We start from the raw sequence: 15,812 nt of genomic DNA on the forward strand, positions 1-15,812 counted from the left end.
CTCAGGCTTTCTTGGAGGTGGCGTAGTCGATCGCCGCCTGCACGGTGGTGATCTTCTCAGCGTCTTCGTCGGGGATCTCGATGCCGAACTCATCCTCCAGCGCCATCACCAGTTCCACCGTGTCGAGGGAGTCGGCACCCAGATCGGCCACGAAGGCTTTTTCGTTGGTGACTTGTGACTCTTCCACGCCGAGTTGCTCGGCAATGATTTTCTTGACACGTGCTTCGATATCGCTCATGGGTTCCCTCTGAGGGTTGTAAAAAAAGGATTTTACCTGCGCCGACAAGTGTATTTCCGGTTAGGCTCAGGAATGAAATAGTGTAGGGATTTAGTGAGGGGATTTTTCGCTCCTCCTTCACTGCCATCCGAACTTCCGTCGAACGTTGACAAAAACTCAGCCGCACTCCCGCTCAAGCGGGAATTTGGCGTTGCTCAGCGCCTTAGTTCATGAACATGCCACCATTGACATGCAGCTCATGGCCCGTGATGTACCCAGCGTCAGGGCTTGCTAAATACGCCACCGCACGAGCAATGTCAGCTGGCTGACCCAGCCGACCCAAAGGAATCTGACCTACGAGCGCCTTTTGTTGCTCATCAGACAAAGCCGCTGTCATGTCGGTGGCGATGAACCCGGGTGCAATGCAGTTTACTGTAATGTTCCGACTGCCCAGCTCTCGCGCCAGCGCGCGGGTCATGCCAGCCACTCCGGCCTTGGCTGCAGCATAGTTGGCCTGCCCGGGGTTACCGGATGCACCCACAACACTCGTAATGCTAATGATACGCCCATAGCGCTGCTTCATCATGGTGCGCATGACGGCGCGGCTCAGGCGAAAAACAGATTTCAGGTTGGTATCGAGCACGGCATCCCAATCTTCGTCTTTCATTCGCATGGCGAGCATGTCGCGCGTAATGCCGGCGTTGTTCACCAACACATGCAACGCACCATGCTCCTTGACGATCGCATCGATCAGAGCCTCTGCCGCGGCCGCGTCATTGACGTCAAGACGAGCGCCCCGGCAGCCCGGATGGGCGGATAAAGCCGCACTGATCTTCGCCGCTCCGTCATCAGTGGTGGCTGTACCCACCACCTTTAAGCCTCGCAGGGCAAGCTCCTGCGCAATTGCCGCACCAATACCCCGGGAGGCGCCAGTCACCAGGGCCACTTGACCCGCAAATACAACATCCGTCATTCAACCTCTCCCGGCAAGGCCTGCCACCAGCGACTTGACTTCGGCGAGCGTGGCTGGATCGTAGAGCGCAACGCCTTCCATCTCGGCGTCAATCCTCTTGGCCATGCCTGCCAGCACTTTCCCAGGACCGCATTCGACCAGGGTCGCAATGCCCATGGCCTTTATTTTCCGCACACATTCCACCCATCGAACAGGCCCGAAAGCCTGGCGATACAGCGCGTCGCGAATGCGGCCGGGTTCATCTTCAATCGATACGTCAATATTGTTGACCACGGGGATTCGAGGCGCAGCGAATTGAATTTCGCTCAGCTTCTCACGCAGCCTTTCAGCGGCCGGCTTCATCAGGCTGGAGTGGAACGGCGCGGAAACCGGCAGCGGCAGCGCGCGCCTGGCTCCCATGCTCTTGAGCACTTCACATGCCTTTTCGACGGCCAGTTTGCTACCGGCGATGACAGTCTGAGCAGGGTCGTTGAAGTTCACAGCCTCCACCACTTCAGAGCTACCCTCTCCCATGGCCTGGGTGACTTCAGCGCATCCAGCAATTACTTTTGCGGCATCCAGACCCAGGATGGCAGCCATGGCCCCCGCGCCTACTGGTACAGCGTCTTGCATGGCCGCGGCACGAAAACGCACCAGCGGGGCGGCTTGCGCGAGCGTGAGAACTTCCGAGGCCACCAGCGCTGAATACTCACCGAGTGAATGGCCTGCCAGTGCCGCAGGCGTCTCACCACCCTCTGCACGCCACACGCGCCAAGCGGCCACACCAGCCACCAGCATGACCGGTTGGGTGTTGGTGGTTAGAGCCAAGGCCTCCTTGGGGCCAGTGCGAATCAGGGAGGCAACATCCTCACCCAGGGCTTCAGATGCTTCGGCCAGTGTTTCGACAACCGCGGGGTGATCGCCCCAAGCGTCGAGCATGCCAACAGACTGCGAGCCTTGACCCGGAAATACGAAGGTAACAGGTTTCATGAATACAAAGATCCTCTATCGGATCGACGGATTTTGATGAAAGAAGCTCGAAATGCGCACGCGACGCAACGCGCGGAAGCCCGTGCCCTGGAGCGTGTTAAATTTCCTGGAACACGCTTTTAGAAATCTAGAAGTACGGCTCCCCAGGTGAAGCCTCCACCGACTCCTTCCAGAAGCAAGGTCTGACCTCGGGTAATTTGCCCAGAACGCACTGCATGATCAAGCGCCAAGGGAATTGACGCCGCAGAGGTGTTGCCGTGCTCATGCACGGTGACCACCACTTTTTCCAGCGGCAGGTGGAGTCTCTTGGCTGTGCCCTGCATGATGCGGATATTGGCTTGGTGCGGAATGAGCCAATCGATGTCGGCTTCCGTCTTGCCCGCCTTCGCCAAAACTGCTCTGGCCGCTTTGTCGAGCACGCCGACCGCCAACTTGAAAACAGCTTGCCCATCCATGGTCAAGAGCGGACTGCCGGTGACTTGTCCGCCGGAGACATGCCCGGGAACACACAGGATGCCTACATGCTTGCCATCGGCGTGTAAATCAGTGGCCAAAATGCCTGGTGTGCTGCTGGCTTCCAGAACCACCGCGCCGGCGCCGTCCCCAAAAAGCACGCAAGTCGTGCGGTCGTCGAAATTCAGGAGTCGAGAAAACACCTCGGCACCAATCACGAGCGCACGGTTGGCCGTTCCGTTGGCGATCATGGCGTCTGCCACGGCCAACGCATAAACGAAGCCGCTGCACACAGCCTGCACATCGAATACAGGGCAGCCCGCAATACCCAGCTTATGCTGCACGATGGCTGCCGTGGCGGGAAACACCATATCGGGGGTGGATGTTGCCACAATGATCAGGTCTATATCAGCGGGTTGTACACCCGCGGCCTTCATGGCGGCTTGAGCTGCCGGTACAGCCAGATCGCTGCAGGCGACACCCGGCTCCACAAAATGCCTGGCTTTGATCCCTGTTCGCTCGACAATCCACTCATCGGAGCTTTCGACTCCGCGTTGCGCCAGTTCAGCTACCAACTCGTCGTTGCTGACGCGGCGCGACGGCAGATAACTGCCGGTACCGGTAATTCGGGAATGGCGACTGGTCATTTTCACGTGTAATTTCGAATGAGGCGATTGTGATTAGGCTTGAGTCTCAATTTGCCACGGGCGCCTGAACACCAGCAACTGGCACTGCCAGCAGCGGCGCCGCCTGCGCAATGCGCGCTTGAACGCGGCCGAGCAACTGATGGCTGGCGGCATCATACGCCCGCGTCAACGCCTGCTCGAATGCCAATGCATCCGCCGAGCCATGACTCTTGAAAACGAGCCCGCGCAAACCGAGGAGCGCTGCCCCGTTGTAGCGTCTATGATCCATGCGCTTTTGGAGCGCGTTCAATACAGGATAGGCGAAGATAGCAGCAATTTTCGTAAAGATGTTGCGGGAAAACTCTTCCTTGAGAAAACCGACAATCATTGCAGCCAAGCCTTCACTGGTCTTGAGCGCTACATTACCTACAAAACCATCGCACACCACAATGTCAGCGGTGCCTTTGAAAATATCGTTGCCTTCGACATTGCCAATAAAGTTCAGATCGCCTGATTTACGCGCGGATCGGAGCAAATCTCCCGCTTTTTTGATCTCATCGCTGCCTTTGATCATTTCCTCGCCAATGTTGAGGAGCCCAACCGTGGGTTGGTCATCATTGTTCAACACCGACACCAAGGCGGCCCCCATGACAGCGAACTGAAGCAAGTGTTCGGCCGTGCAGTCGACGTTGGCACCGAGGTCGAGCACGGTGGTGGCAGCGCCCTTGGCGTTAGGCATCTGGGTGGCAATAGCTGGCCGTTCGATACCTTCCAGAGTTTTTAGAAGGTAGCGCGCGATGGCCATCAACGCTCCGGTATTGCCAGCCGAGACCGCTGCGTGCGCGGCGGAGTCCTTGACCTGTTGAATGGCCAAACGCATGGAAGAGTCCTTCTTCTTGCGAAGAGCGACTTCCACACTGTCGTCCATGGAGACGACTTCACTGGCTGAAACTATACGCGCGCGAGGATGCTTGAAGACGCCCAGCGCCTCGGGCCGACCGACCAACAGCAACTCAGCGTCAGCATGTTTTTCGAGAAACTGTTGGCAGGCCGGAAGCGTGATTTTTGGACCGTGGTCACCACCCATGCAATCAACTGCCAAAACGATCATGCAAACCCCATGAAGCCCGGCTTTGGAATACGCCGGATCTTTGTGAATGTTAGTTGCCGCCCAGAAACGGCAAGGGCCCTAGGCTACGTACAGCGTAGCGTTGGGCCCAGCAAGTATATTCACAGAAAACAAGCCGACAAAGCGGCCACACACCCTGTGAGTTAACTATATTAACAGAGGTCAGGCCTCCGCCTTGGCCTTGATGACTTGGCGGCCGCGATAAAAGCCGTTGGGGCTGATATGGTGACGCAGATGAATTTCGCCGGTAGTCGGCTCAACTGCAGTACCTGGATTGGTCAGGGCATTGTGCGAACGATGCATACCGCGCTTGGAAGGCGATTTCTTGTTTTGCTGAACGGCCATGGTGGCTCCTTAGAAGTCTGATTCAGGCACTGGCGCTCTTACCAAACAGCCAGAACCAAGTTGAAATAGAATTTTCAAGTCGCCACAAGCCAATAGCAGCCTATAACGCACTAAGCCTGAGATTATAGCCTGAAAACATGCGCCTCGGAAATCTTCAAAAATGCTTTGACTCTCAGCCATTAAGGATGCCGTGCATCACCCTCACGAGTCGGTGGTAGTGCGGATCGCCCGAGGCCGCGCCGCCACCGACCGCGGGGAGTCATGCAGGGCACCCTTAAGCGCTCTTCTTGCCATCTTTAAGGGACGCCAGTACGGCAAACGGATTGGGCTTATCTTGTTGCACCGCCTCAAAATCCGCGTCTTGCACTGACAAAGTTGGCGCCTCGGGGCACTGTTCGTGGCGCGGTACAAGTGGCAGGGCCATGAGCAGTTCGTCTTCAATCAGCTCACGAAGGTTGAACTCAGCGGAAATCACGAGTACATCGTCTTCAGATTGATCGTCCAACGCGGCTGCAGCCTCCTCGTCTGCCACGAAGATGAAGCGCCGATCGACTTCCACGGGAACCGGGACCGGTCCCATGCAAAGCTGGCAGGTCAGGGGCAATTCGGCTTGTGCATGCAGGTGCAACCCGGGATGCACCGCACCATCGACTGCACGCAAGCGCTCACCAGTCGCTCGCCACTCCAGGAAAAGCTCTGATATCGGCCCGTCCGACTCTTTCGCCAAACGGGCGTAGTCGCCCAGCGAATCGCGACCTGAAAGATGCGCCTCTTCCTGAGAAAATACTGCGACGTCGAGCCGCTGCGGATTGAATACTTTACTCATGGGCGCAGTGTAAGAGAATCATGGCCCATGGCCCAGACATCTTCTCCAATAATTTCAACTGTACCCACGACCCGCGCCGCGAGACCACTCGTCCTTGGTTCAACCTCCCGCTACCGACGCGATCTGCTGATGCGGCTGGGGCTGGCCTTTGAAGTGGCGGCCCCAAATGTCGATGAGACACCCCGACCCGGCGAATCCCCCCGAACGCTAGCCGAGCGGCTGGCACTGTCGAAAGCACACGATGTGGCAGCGCGCTTCCCGGATGCCTTGGTGATTGGTGCCGATCAGGTGGCCGATTTGCACGGCGAACCACTCGGAAAGCCCGGCACCCACGAGCGCGCCGTCGAGCAATTGAAGCGCATGAGTGGTCAGACAGTCATCTTCCAGACAGCACTATCGGTGGTGTGCAAAGAAACGGGTTTCCAGAGCAGCGATCTGGCGCCCGTTGAAGTTCGTTTTCGCGAGCTTGCTGAAGATGAAATCGAACGCTATTTGCGCGCTGAACAACCCTATGATTGCGCTGGCAGCGCCAAAAGCGAGGGCCTAGGTATAGCGCTACTGGACGCCATAGTGAGCGATGATCCGACCGCATTGATCGGCTTACCGTTGATCCGTACAGCGCGTTTGCTGCGTTCCGCTGGTCAGGTGCTGCCATGATAAAAGGCAAACTCTACTTGGTACCCTCGCCGCTTGACCATGGCTGCGAGGATCTGACACCGCTTGACGGCGTGCTGCCCCAGGAAACCATGACCCAAGCGTCAAACTTGGTTCACTGGATCAGCGAGAACGCAAAATCGACCCGTGCGTTCCTCAAACGCGTAGACGCCTTCGCGCCCCTGGCACACCCCCTTCAGACCTTGCAGATCACCGAGTTACCGCGTGAAGTTCACAAGAAGGGGGACCACGCAGGCACTCGCTCACCCCAATTTGACCCACGCCCACTGCTCAAGCCCGCACTGGACGGTCTGAACATCGGTCTCATCAGCGAGGCCGGAATGCCTGGCGTGGCTGACCCTGGGAGTTCTGTGGTGCGCGCTGCCCATGAGCTTGAGATAGAGGTCGTGCCCTTGATCGGGCCGGTATCGATTCTTCTTGCGCTCGCAGCCAGCGGACTGAACGGGCAGAATTTCGCCTTTATGGGCTACCTGCCCCAGGACCCTACGGCGCGGGTGCAAAGAATTCGCGAGCTGGAAGCATTCGCCCGTAAGACTGGACAAACCCAGCTTTTTATTGAAACTCCCTACCGGAACCGCGCACTGCTACAGGCTCTGCTGGAAACGCTTCGGGAGGACATTCGGCTGACCATGGCCTGCGGCCTGACCTTGCAGAACGGGACTATCCGCACACGAACAGCCAGCCAGTGGAAACGCGGGGAAGCTGCCGCGACGGCCACGGCAGAGTTGTTGAAGCTTCCTTGCGTTTTCGCGATTGGCCTATAAGAGCGCGCTCAAGGAGCGTGAGCAGACTTAAGGATGCCCTGCATAACTCCCTGCGGTCTGTGGCAGCACGGCCTCGGGCGATCCGCTGCGTTGTTTTTCTTGCCAATAGCTGGGCTATTGGCTGCAAAAAGACGCCTTGCGCCTCATCCCGATCCGCACTACCACCGACTCGCGAGGGTTATGCAGGGCATCCTTAAGACATAAGTGGGGGCAGGATTGCGAGTACCTGTCCGCCACCATGTGTAAAGGCCACCACCCAGGCTGCCTATTTGAACGTGTAGTTGAGCTGAAACATCAGTCCCGCCGTGCCCAGTATGTTCACCTGCACGGCCGCCTCAGGAGAAAATTGCCATCCGACAGCCGGAATAGCGGTCACCCCCATCCGCTTCGCGAGTTCAAGGGAATTTTCTTGTGATATGGCTCTTTATAGCCATGGATGACGCCAGCACTCAGCTTAAGAAACAACTTTGGTGCTGACGCCAAGGGCTGAAAGCGCCAGCCGTAGTAAAGATACTTGGTAGGCTGGCCGAACGAATTATTGAAGTACGCAAAGCCCGCGAAGTCTCGCGCACCGAGTTGCTTTTCAGCTGCCAGAAGCCACACATAGGAATGCTTCTGATGGTCAGGCTCGAAGTCGTTCTCTTTCTCGGCCTTGGAAAAGTGATAGGTGTAGGGTGCTGCGCTGAACGTCCACCCCGACAGGGCAGAACCAGACTCGCTTGTCGGCCGCTCCTGCGCAACTGCAGGCCCAGCGGCAGCAGCCATGATTGCCAACGGGAATACCGACTTCCATGATTTCAGGCGCATCGCCTTTACCTCTTGAGTTTGATTGATTGCTTTTTTAACTCAGCTGCCACAGGCGTGAAAACGCCCCTGCAGGCTTTGTAAATGAGTGCTTGATGATCTGGCTTCAAGCTGGATCCGGATCCAGGTTCAACGGAGAGTGGGCAAAGTGCGCAGCGCCATAGCCGCACCGTGCCCGACAGCCGCACCAAACCGCTTGGCTAGGCGCTCGGCAATATTTTCCTTGCTTGAATAGTCGACCAGATTCTCAGCCTTGACGACATCTCGGGCTACCGAATCCAAACTACCCAGTCCGTCTGCGAGGCCCATGCTCACGGACTGCTCGCCAGTCCAGAAAAGGCCACTGAACATCTCTGGCGTTTCTTTCAACCGAGTCCCCCGCCCGCTCCTGACAGCGGTAATGAACTGTTGATGAATCTGATCCAGCATGGCCTGCGCATATTTCCTGTGCGCATCCGACTGAGGGCTGAACGGATCGAGAAAGCCCTTATTCTCCCCAGCCGTCAGCAGCCGCCGCTCAACACCAAGCTTCTCCATGGTGTCCACAAAGCCGAAGCTGTCCATCAGTACCCCAATGCTGCCCACCACGCTGGCCTTGTCTACATAAATGCGATCAGTGGCCGCGGCGATGTAGTAGGCAGCCGATGCGCAAGTTTCCTCGACCACGGCGTAAATCGGCTTGTCGTGCAACTTGCGCAGGCGTGTGATCTCGTCATTGATCAAGCCTGCCTGCACTGGACTTCCACCGGGGAGTTGATCAGCAGCACCAACGCCTTGGAGCCCGGATCCTCCAGAGCGCTTCGCAGTGCCGGCAGTACGTACTCAGCACTCGCTTCCCCGTCTTCCGCAATGGTTCCCTTGATGCTGACCAAGGCGGTATGGGGACCAGTTGGAGTGCCACTTGGCAGTCGCTCGGCGGCCAGCAACCAGATCAGGCTTGCAAACAACAGCATCCAGACAACGCTCTTGAAAATACGCCAGCGGCGAACAGCACGGCGTTCGAGAACATTGGCTAGAAGCAGCTTCTCTATGGCCTCGCGCTCCCAGGAGACCGCGCCGGTTTTGACTTCATTTTCCATGATCGATGATTTGATGGTGCACTGATGTGTCGAAAAATCCCGCGCCCTGCCCTATAAAAGCGCAGGCAGCGCAAAAAATCCGATGAGTATTTATTGCAGGAGAAGGACCACCGACTCGAGCAGGAGCCACTCCCAGAGCGTGTTTGCGCGCTCAGAAGGTGTTCACTATGTCAAAAGTCCAGCGGTTTAAGTGAATAAGAAGTATGCCATCGGACGACGCCTTCGGCTTCTGACAATTCAATTTTGACCAATCCCCCCGACAGGGACCTCCCGCGCATTCTCCCGTATCGGGGGCATAAGCCGCTCCGTGCGAGGCGCATAGCAACCAGCGCCCAGTGTCGTCAAAAAACCGACCTTCCTGATAATCCATTTCCATCGCTACGTGGGTGCAACGATTCAGATACGCGTGCACCTGACCCTCGAAACGTACCGCGAAGGCGCGGCACGTCTGGCCTGCATAAACCACATCGAAAGCCACCGCCAAACCACCCTCTTGGAGATCCAGGCTATTGCAAAGCGGAATGGCAAGGGAAGCTTCCGGAGGGTTCACCCGGGAAAATTGAGCAAATTCAGGCATTTTCCAGCAGCCATTGGCGTAGTTCGGCCACCGAATGGACCACCACGCGCGGACCAAGCGCGTGAAAATCGTGCGGCTCATGAGCGCCGTAGCTAACCCCCACGCTGGCACATCCCGCGCTCAGCGCCATTTGCAGATCATGCGTGGTATCACCAATCATCAGAGTGCGTTCAGGCTCAGTTCCGAACTCGCGCATCAACTCGTGGAGCATGCGTGGATCTGGCTTGCCGGCCGTTTCGTCAGCTGTACGAGAGCCGTCGAACACGCCCTCAAGCTGTCTTGAAAGCAGCACATCATTGAGACCCCGGCGACTCTTGCCCGTGGCCACCGCGAGCCAGTGATGGCGCTCTTTCAACTCCGCCAGCATAGGGAGTACACCATCGAAGAAGCTGATTTCGTTCTGTCTTGCCATGTAATGATGGCGGTATCGGGTGCTCAGTTCTGGGTATTTTTCAGGAGGAACATCCGGCGCGGCATGCGCCAACGCCGGAATCAGAGCCATACCGATCACGTAGGCAGCCGCCTCTCGGCTTGGCTTCGCGCCGCCGACATCAAGCACAGCCTGTTGAAGGCACCGCGCGATAATTCCGGTGGAATCGAATAAGGTGCCATCCCAATCGAAGGCAATTAGATCAAATTGACGAGGCCGGTTTAGATTTGCCATCGATGAAACTGATGAAAGATTGAAGTTCCGGTGGAAGTTGCGCCAGCAACTCTACCCGCTCGCCATTCGCTGGATGCGTGAACTGTAAACGCCAAGCGTGCAAAAACATTCGCTTGAGTCCCTGCTTTTGCAATGCTTTGTTGCAATTGAACTCACCGTATTTATCGTCCCCGGCAATCGGATGCCCTTCTGACTGAAGATGTACGCGGATCTGATGGGTGCGACCGGTCTTGATAGTGACCTCCAGCAGTGAGAACCCTGGCAAGCGTTCACGCACTTTTACCAGCGTAATGGCCCGCATGCCGTCAGGATCATCCTTGGCTACCACCTTCACTCGGCGCTCACCCTCACCTCGCCCGCCTTCGAGCAGATATTTATGTAGCGGAGCATCGATCACTTTACGGTTCTCAGGCCAGTCACCCAGAACCAGTGCCAGGTAAGTTTTGCCAGTCTCCCGATCACGAAACTGCTCTTGCAGATGTTTCAGTGCACTGCGCTTCTTGGCGATCAGCAAGATACCGCTGGTTTCCCGGTCAAGCTCTGTGCACCAGTTCCAGGAAACGATCTCCGCCAGGCTCACCATAGTGTCTGGCTCGCCGCAACTGTTCAATCACGCCAAAGCTGACACCCGACCCGCCATGGACGGCAACACCGGCGGGCTTGTCGATGGCGATCAGATGTTCGTCCTCCAGCAGGACTGGGAACTCCCGTGCTGGTCCCGCCCGCTCAGCCTTGGAAGCTGCTCGCTCGGAGACGCGCACCGGTGGAACCCGCACGGCGTCGCCTGCCTGCACCCTGGTATCTGCAGTGGCTCGCCCCTTGTTCACCCTCACCTCGCCAGAGCGGATGATGCGGTATACATGTGTCTTGGGTACCCCTTTCAAGTGCCGCATGAGAAAGTTGTCGAGACGCTGTCCGGCGCTGTCAGCATCGACGGAGAGCCACCCGACCTCGGGTTTTCCCGAGGGGACTGTGGACGCGTCTTTGTCACTTATAATTCGATTCACTGGCAACCGGCTGTAAGTGGTTGAATTTGATAGAACTTGCGCATTCAAGGAATGCACAATGGTCGCTTCCCCAGGGTCAACGTCTTGTTTGCCCCTGATTTGCGCGAGTCATGTCTTATTTGGAAGTGGATTCCCGGACAGGGAGTTTAAGGCCACTAACCACCCAAGCCTTGGCGTGGGGTTGAGTGCCTTGCGGTACCTGGGGATGTCCCACAGGCACCGCTTGGTGCGAAGCACTACACTGGCCAGTACAGGTCGATGCCGCTCTTGCACAAGAAAGCGCCCTGCCCCCGCAATCATGCCGCGGCAGCCACGCCAAGAAAAGCGCAGGACGGGCCGACGCGATGAAACACTGAATACGGAATACCCAAGGCGTGCAGACTGCTCGGCTAAGAAAATGCCATCGACATGAGCCTTCTGCACAGCCGGATCGAAGCGAGACCTACGTCGTGCCCATGTTGCCGCCGCCCGCAGCCCATCAAGAATGGCGCGGGCAGTCTTTCACGTTTAACGAGACATGCAAGATGCTTGTCGGCGTGAGGCATGGGCATTCAGCTGTGCTGCATACGGCACCACGGCTTTCTACCACCGCTTTCTTCCACGCGCCCCCGCCCGACATACCGCCTCTTGCTCGCTGAAAGACAGCGTTCACCTGGCGGCTCGGGCGCACCCGGCAATTCCCTTCGTTTCAGCGCGAATGCCTTGGCATCGTTGTGCCCCAATGGCGGCACACGAATGTGATTGACAACGAAAAGGAATGCATCATGAAGCGGATGCTGATCAACGCCACGCAGGCTGAAGAACGCCGGTTGGCCATCGTCGACGGGCAGAAACTGCTCGACTATGAAATCGAGATCGAAGGGCGCGAGCAGCGCAAGGGCAACATCTACAAGGCCGTGGTTACCCGCGTCGAGCCGTCGCTTGAGGCGTGTTTCGTCGACTACGGGGAGGAACGTCACGGCTTCCTGCCCTTCAAGGAAATTTCCCGACAATACTTTGCCGAAGGCGTGTCCGTCAGCCAGGCGCGTATCAATGACGTCATCAAGGAAGGCCAGGAGCTGCTGGTCCAGGTTGAGAAGGAAGAACGGGGCAACAAGGGCGCCGCGCTGACCACCTTCGTGAGTCTGGCCGGCCGTTACGTGGTGCTGATGCCCAACAACCCCCGAGGAGGCGGTGTTAGCCGCCGCATCGAGGGCGACGACCGTGCCGAGCTTAAAGAAGCTATGGACCAGCTCGAGTACCCGAAAGGCATGAGCATCATTGCCCGCACTGCCGGCATCGGTCGCAGCGCGCCCGAACTGCAGTGGGACTTGAACTATCTGCTTAAACTGTGGGACGCCATCGACGGCGCCTCCAAAGAAGGCAAAGGGGCTTTCCTGATATATCAGGAAAGCAACCTGGTGATCCGCGCCATCCGTGACTATTTCAATAACGACATCGGCGACATCCTGTTCGACACCGACGACGTATACGAGCAAGCGCACCAGTTCATGAGCCACGTGATGCCAGAGCACGCAGCACGTGTGAAGCGTTACCGAGACAACGCCCCCCTGTTCTCGCGCTTCCAGATCGAACACCAGATCGAATCCGCCTACAGCCGCACGGTACAGCTCCCTTCCGGCGGCGCCATCGTGATCGACCATGCAGAAGCGTTGGTCGCCATCGACGTCAACTCGGCTCGCGCCATCAAGGGCGGCGACATCGAGGAAACCGCGACACGCACCAACCTGGAAGCAGCTGACGAGGTAGCTCGCCAGATGCGCCTGCGCGACCTCGGCGGCCTGATCGTGATCGACTTCATCGACATGGAAGAGGCCAAGAACCGCCGCGAGGTCGAAAACCGCCTGCGCGACGCGCTACGGCAAGATCGCGCGCGTGTGCAGTTTGGCAGCATCAGCAAGTTTGGCCTCCTCGAAATGAGCCGCCAGCGCTTGAAACCAGCCCTCTCAGAGGGCGCCTCTATCCCCTGCCCTCGCTGCGGCGGATCAGGCCACGTGCGCGACACTGAGAGCAGTGCACTACAGATCCTGCGCATCATTCAAGAAGAATCGATGAAGGACAACACCGCCGCTGTCAACGTACAGGTTCCGGTGGAAGTGGCGAGTTTCCTGCTGAACGAGAAACGCCCTGAGATCGCCAAGATCGAGCTAAAACAGCGCGTGAACGTCACACTGGTCCCCAACAAGACCCTGGAGACCCCGCATTACAAGCTGGAACGCTTGAAGCACGACGATCCGCGCCTGGACGATGTAGACGCCAGCTACAAGATGGCCGAGGAATTCGAAGACCCGACCACCGTCACCCGCCGCAGCCAGGAGCCGACCAACCGGCAAACCCCGGTGATCAAGGGTGTCCTGCCTGACGCACCCGCTCCGCAAGCGGTACCCAAGCCCGTCCCAGCAGCTCCTGCGGCGCCTACCAGCCCGGCAGTCTCTGCTCCCGCTCCTGCCCCCGCAGGTCTGCTGGGTTGGCTGAAGAACCTGTTTGGCGTCGCACCTCAACCCGCCCCTGTTGCCGCGCCAGCGCCTGTAGCGCAGCCAGTTACAGAAGAAAAACGTGAAGCGCGGGGCGGCCGCGAGAGCGAGCGGCGCGGCAACCGCGGCGGACGTGGCCGTGGCGAAGGTCGCAATGCGACCGGCGAAGGCCGCTCCAACGGTGGCAATGGCGAAGGCCGACGCAACGAGCCTCGGGGTGAAATCCAGGGCGAAAGCCGAAACGGCGGCCGCGACGGCCGTCGCGGCGGAGAGCGCACAGACCGCGGCGACCGCCAAGGATCAAGAGAGAAACGTGAGTCCGCGATTTCAAATGATTCCGGATCTACCAAGCCTTTGATCGAGACCGTCGCACAAGATGCCACCGTGCAGTCGGCCCGTCCTGAGCGCAGTGAGCGCAGTGAGCGTGGCGAGAACCGCCGTGGACGCAGCGAACGCGGCGAAGGAAGCCGCCGAGATCGTAACGAACGGGCTCCGGAGCAAGCACTCAGCCTCTCTCAAGACGCCGTTGCCAGTTCCGCGGAAGCTTCGAACCCAGAAGTGGCTGATAACCTGGGAGGAGCGCCGAGTGAAGAGCGCCGCGAACGCCGCTCGCGTGATCGTTATGGCCGCGACCGCAAAGAACGCTCCGAGCGCAACGCAGACCGTTCCGAGCGCGCGGAACGCGAAGTTGCCCCCGAATCCGCACCGCAAAGTGAATTCGTGAGTGAACCCGCCGAAGCCGCTGCCTCTTATCCGGCAGCCCGCTCGTACTTCGATCGTGCAAGTGCCACAAGCGACACAGAAACCTCTGCGCCCACTGCCCCCGCAACTTCCGCAGCGGAACCGGTGGCGCAGCCAGCGCCTGTGGAAAGCGAGCCAATCGTTACCCACCCGGTTTCCGCCCCTATTGCGGCTCCGGCTCCTGCTCCGGCTCCGGCTCCGGCTTCAGCGCCCACACCCGTGGTCGTTGAAGATGCAGGCGGACTTCCTAAGGTTCAGCCATTCTCCCTGCCTCTGCACGAGCTGGCGCAACTGGCAAGCTCAGCTGGCCTCCAGTGGGTCAACTCGGACGCAGACAAAGTGGCCGCGGTGCAGGCAGCCATCGCTGCTGAACCCCGTGCGGCGCACGTGCCGCGCGAGCGCCTGCCACTGATCGAGGTCAACGAAGGCCCGCTGGTGCTCGTCGAAACCCGCAAAGACCTGCGAGAAATGAAGCTTCCGTTTGAGGAACATGCGCGCTAAGAGCGTGTTCACGTTCGAAGAACGCGCTTAAAGCCTGGCGAGAGTTGGTGGCTACAAAACCGGGCTTTAATGCCCGGTTTTGTTTTGGTTGGTTCACCGCCCTGAGCGCGCTTGATACACAGTTCTGGTGTAAGCTGATATAGGCGTTTTGGTCGTCCCTGCCGTCCGGCTGGTGATCCAACCAATGAGGCTCTTGGCCATGTTCCGGGCCTCATAGCCATAGGCTAACTATAGATTAGGCAAAATGAATCGCCAACGCAATAGTTCAAACCTATAATTCATTCATCGCGAATTTGTTTTCTTTCACCCTCATCAATCCAAGGAGAAAAAATGTCCCTGATCAATACCAAGGTTCAGCCGTTCAAGACCCAGGCCTTCCACAACGGCCAGTTTGAAGAAGTTTCTGAGCAGAATTTCTCCAACGGCAAGAACTGGTCTGTCGTGATTTTCATGCCTGCCGCTTTCACGTTCAACTGCCCGACCGAGATTGAAGACGCAGCAGACAACTACGCAGACTTCCAGAAAGCCAACGCTGAGGTCTACATCGTGACGACTGACACCCACTTCTCGCACAAAGTGTGGCACGAGACCAGTGATGCAGTGGGCAAAGCCAAGTTCTACCTGGTGGGAGATCCTACACACCAACTGACCAACAATTTTGGCGTTCACATTCCTGAAGAGGGTCTGGCACTGCGCGGCACCTTCGTGATCGACCCCAGCGGCACGATCAAGACCATGGAAGTGCATTCCAACGAAATCGCCCGCGACGTCAAGGAAACCGTTCGCAAGCTGAAGGCAGCCCAGTACACCGCAGCTCACCCAGGCGAAGTTTGCCCGGCCAAGTGGAAAGAAGGCGAAAAAACGCTGAAGCCTTCCATTGACCTGGTCGGCAAGATCTAATCTGCCTTCCCTGGCGCCGGTCTACGAACTGGCGCACACCCGCCGAACGCGACGGGGCTCTTCTGCCCTGCCGTTCGGCTTTTTATTG

General features: G+C 58.0%; 13 protein-coding genes and 3 pseudogenes. 4 read left to right on the forward strand and 12 right to left on the reverse strand.

Annotation, left to right across the window (positions count from 1 at the left end):
* Position 1: 1 nt before the first annotated feature.
* The 7 genes from acpP to AAAK34_RS12980 all read right to left on the reverse strand — a co-directional run bounded on the left by acpP (position 2) and on the right by AAAK34_RS12980 (position 5,538).
* On the reverse strand, positions 2 to 238 hold the full coding sequence (acpP, locus tag AAAK34_RS12950) for an acyl carrier protein (RefSeq protein ID WP_028603046.1): 237 nt from the start codon (positions 236 to 238) through the stop codon (positions 2 to 4).
* A 202-nt stretch (positions 239 to 440) separates the two neighbouring features.
* Positions 441 to 1,190 carry a 3-oxoacyl-ACP reductase FabG gene (gene fabG / locus AAAK34_RS12955; RefSeq protein ID WP_231698125.1) on the reverse strand — a complete coding sequence of 250 codons (750 nt, stop codon included), beginning with the start codon at positions 1,188 to 1,190 and terminating at the stop codon, positions 441 to 443.
* Complete coding sequence (gene fabD / locus AAAK34_RS12960) at positions 1,191 to 2,159, reverse strand: ACP S-malonyltransferase (protein ID WP_231698124.1); 969 nt, start codon at positions 2,157 to 2,159, stop codon at positions 1,191 to 1,193. It lies immediately after the preceding gene.
* A gap of 119 nt (positions 2,160 to 2,278) precedes the next feature.
* Complete coding sequence (locus AAAK34_RS12965) at positions 2,279 to 3,259, reverse strand: beta-ketoacyl-ACP synthase III (RefSeq protein WP_231698158.1); 981 nt, start codon at positions 3,257 to 3,259, stop codon at positions 2,279 to 2,281.
* A gap of 46 nt (positions 3,260 to 3,305) precedes the next feature.
* Positions 3,306 to 4,349, reverse strand: a complete 1,044-nt coding sequence (gene plsX, locus AAAK34_RS12970) for a phosphate acyltransferase PlsX (protein ID WP_231698123.1) — start codon at positions 4,347 to 4,349, stop codon at positions 3,306 to 3,308.
* A gap of 180 nt (positions 4,350 to 4,529) precedes the next feature.
* Positions 4,530 to 4,712 carry a 50S ribosomal protein L32 gene (rpmF, locus tag AAAK34_RS12975; RefSeq protein WP_231698122.1) on the reverse strand — a complete coding sequence of 61 codons (183 nt, stop codon included), beginning with the start codon at positions 4,710 to 4,712 and terminating at the stop codon, positions 4,530 to 4,532.
* 274 nt (positions 4,713 to 4,986) lie between these two features.
* Complete coding sequence (locus AAAK34_RS12980; RefSeq protein WP_231698121.1) at positions 4,987 to 5,538, reverse strand: YceD family protein; 552 nt, start codon at positions 5,536 to 5,538, stop codon at positions 4,987 to 4,989.
* 27 nt (positions 5,539 to 5,565) lie between these two features.
* Between AAAK34_RS12980 and AAAK34_RS12985 the strand changes: the two genes are divergently transcribed.
* Positions 5,566 to 6,195 carry a Maf family protein gene (locus AAAK34_RS12985; RefSeq protein ID WP_231698120.1) on the forward strand — a complete coding sequence of 210 codons (630 nt, stop codon included), beginning with the start codon at positions 5,566 to 5,568 and terminating at the stop codon, positions 6,193 to 6,195.
* On the forward strand, positions 6,192 to 6,977 hold the full coding sequence (locus AAAK34_RS12990; RefSeq protein ID WP_231698119.1) for an SAM-dependent methyltransferase: 786 nt from the start codon (positions 6,192 to 6,194) through the stop codon (positions 6,975 to 6,977). The genes AAAK34_RS12985 and AAAK34_RS12990 overlap by 4 nt, the downstream gene beginning before the upstream one ends.
* 372 nt (positions 6,978 to 7,349) lie before the next feature.
* Here the strand turns inward: AAAK34_RS12990 and AAAK34_RS12995 are convergent, their stop codons facing one another.
* The 5 genes and pseudogenes from AAAK34_RS12995 to AAAK34_RS13015 form a co-directional block, all read right to left on the reverse strand.
* Positions 7,350 to 7,784, reverse strand: coding sequence for a hypothetical protein (locus tag AAAK34_RS12995; RefSeq protein WP_431777352.1), 435 nt, complete (start codon positions 7,782 to 7,784; stop codon positions 7,350 to 7,352).
* Positions 7,785 to 7,910: 126 nt separating this feature from the next.
* Positions 7,911 to 8,860, reverse strand: a pseudogene (locus AAAK34_RS13000) (S49 family peptidase).
* Between the two features lie 170 nt (positions 8,861 to 9,030).
* A pseudogene (locus AAAK34_RS13005) lies at positions 9,031 to 9,437 on the reverse strand (Rieske (2Fe-2S) protein).
* Positions 9,430 to 10,101: an HAD family hydrolase gene (locus AAAK34_RS13010; protein ID WP_231698115.1), complete on the reverse strand. Its 672-nt coding sequence runs from the start codon at positions 10,099 to 10,101 to the stop codon at positions 9,430 to 9,432. The pseudogene AAAK34_RS13005 and the gene AAAK34_RS13010 overlap by 8 nt, the downstream one beginning before the upstream one ends.
* A pseudogene (locus tag AAAK34_RS13015) lies at positions 10,070 to 11,108 on the reverse strand (RluA family pseudouridine synthase). Before AAAK34_RS13015 ends, AAAK34_RS13010 begins: the two are co-directional and overlap by 32 nt.
* Before the next feature lie 764 nt (positions 11,109 to 11,872).
* On the opposite strand from AAAK34_RS13015, the gene AAAK34_RS13020 reads away from it, so the two are divergent.
* Together AAAK34_RS13020 and ahpC are read left to right on the forward strand one after the other, a co-directional pair.
* Complete coding sequence (locus AAAK34_RS13020) at positions 11,873 to 14,824, forward strand: Rne/Rng family ribonuclease (protein WP_231698114.1); 2,952 nt, start codon at positions 11,873 to 11,875, stop codon at positions 14,822 to 14,824.
* A 330-nt stretch (positions 14,825 to 15,154) separates the two neighbouring features.
* Positions 15,155 to 15,724, forward strand: coding sequence for an alkyl hydroperoxide reductase subunit C (ahpC, locus tag AAAK34_RS13025; protein WP_231698113.1), 570 nt, complete (start codon positions 15,155 to 15,157; stop codon positions 15,722 to 15,724).
* Positions 15,725 to 15,812 lie beyond the last annotated feature (88 nt).

The organism is Ottowia caeni (genome assembly GCF_050821495.1).
Taxonomy (GTDB): Bacteria; Pseudomonadota; Gammaproteobacteria; order Burkholderiales; family Burkholderiaceae_C; genus Ottowia; species Ottowia caeni.

What these genes read in the sequence shown, in the direction of transcription:
- AAAK34_RS12995 (WP_431777352.1), bottom strand. Translation starts at nt 7,784, where the DNA reads ATGCGCCTGAAATCATGGAAGTCGGTATTCCCGTTGGCAATCATGGCT.
- AAAK34_RS13020 (WP_231698114.1), top strand. Translation starts at nt 11,873, where the DNA reads ATGAAGCGGATGCTGATCAACGCCACGCAGGCTGAAGAACGCCGGTTG.
- fabD (WP_231698124.1), bottom strand. Translation starts at nt 2,159, where the DNA reads ATGAAACCTGTTACCTTCGTATTTCCGGGTCAAGGCTCGCAGTCTGTT.
- AAAK34_RS12985 (WP_231698120.1), top strand. Translation starts at nt 5,566, where the DNA reads ATGGCCCAGACATCTTCTCCAATAATTTCAACTGTACCCACGACCCGC.
- AAAK34_RS13010 (WP_231698115.1), bottom strand. Translation starts at nt 10,101, where the DNA reads ATGGCAAATCTAAACCGGCCTCGTCAATTTGATCTAATTGCCTTCGAT.
- AAAK34_RS12965 (WP_231698158.1), bottom strand. Translation starts at nt 3,259, where the DNA reads ATGACCAGTCGCCATTCCCGAATTACCGGTACCGGCAGTTATCTGCCG.
- AAAK34_RS12990 (WP_231698119.1), top strand. Translation starts at nt 6,192, where the DNA reads ATGATAAAAGGCAAACTCTACTTGGTACCCTCGCCGCTTGACCATGGC.
- rpmF (WP_231698122.1), bottom strand. Translation starts at nt 4,712, where the DNA reads ATGGCCGTTCAGCAAAACAAGAAATCGCCTTCCAAGCGCGGTATGCAT.
- acpP (WP_028603046.1), bottom strand. Translation starts at nt 238, where the DNA reads ATGAGCGATATCGAAGCACGTGTCAAGAAAATCATTGCCGAGCAACTC.
- fabG (WP_231698125.1), bottom strand. Translation starts at nt 1,190, where the DNA reads ATGACGGATGTTGTATTTGCGGGTCAAGTGGCCCTGGTGACTGGCGCC.
- AAAK34_RS12980 (WP_231698121.1), bottom strand. Translation starts at nt 5,538, where the DNA reads ATGAGTAAAGTATTCAATCCGCAGCGGCTCGACGTCGCAGTATTTTCT.
- plsX (WP_231698123.1), bottom strand. Translation starts at nt 4,349, where the DNA reads ATGATCGTTTTGGCAGTTGATTGCATGGGTGGTGACCACGGTCCAAAA.
- ahpC (WP_231698113.1), top strand. Translation starts at nt 15,155, where the DNA reads ATGTCCCTGATCAATACCAAGGTTCAGCCGTTCAAGACCCAGGCCTTC.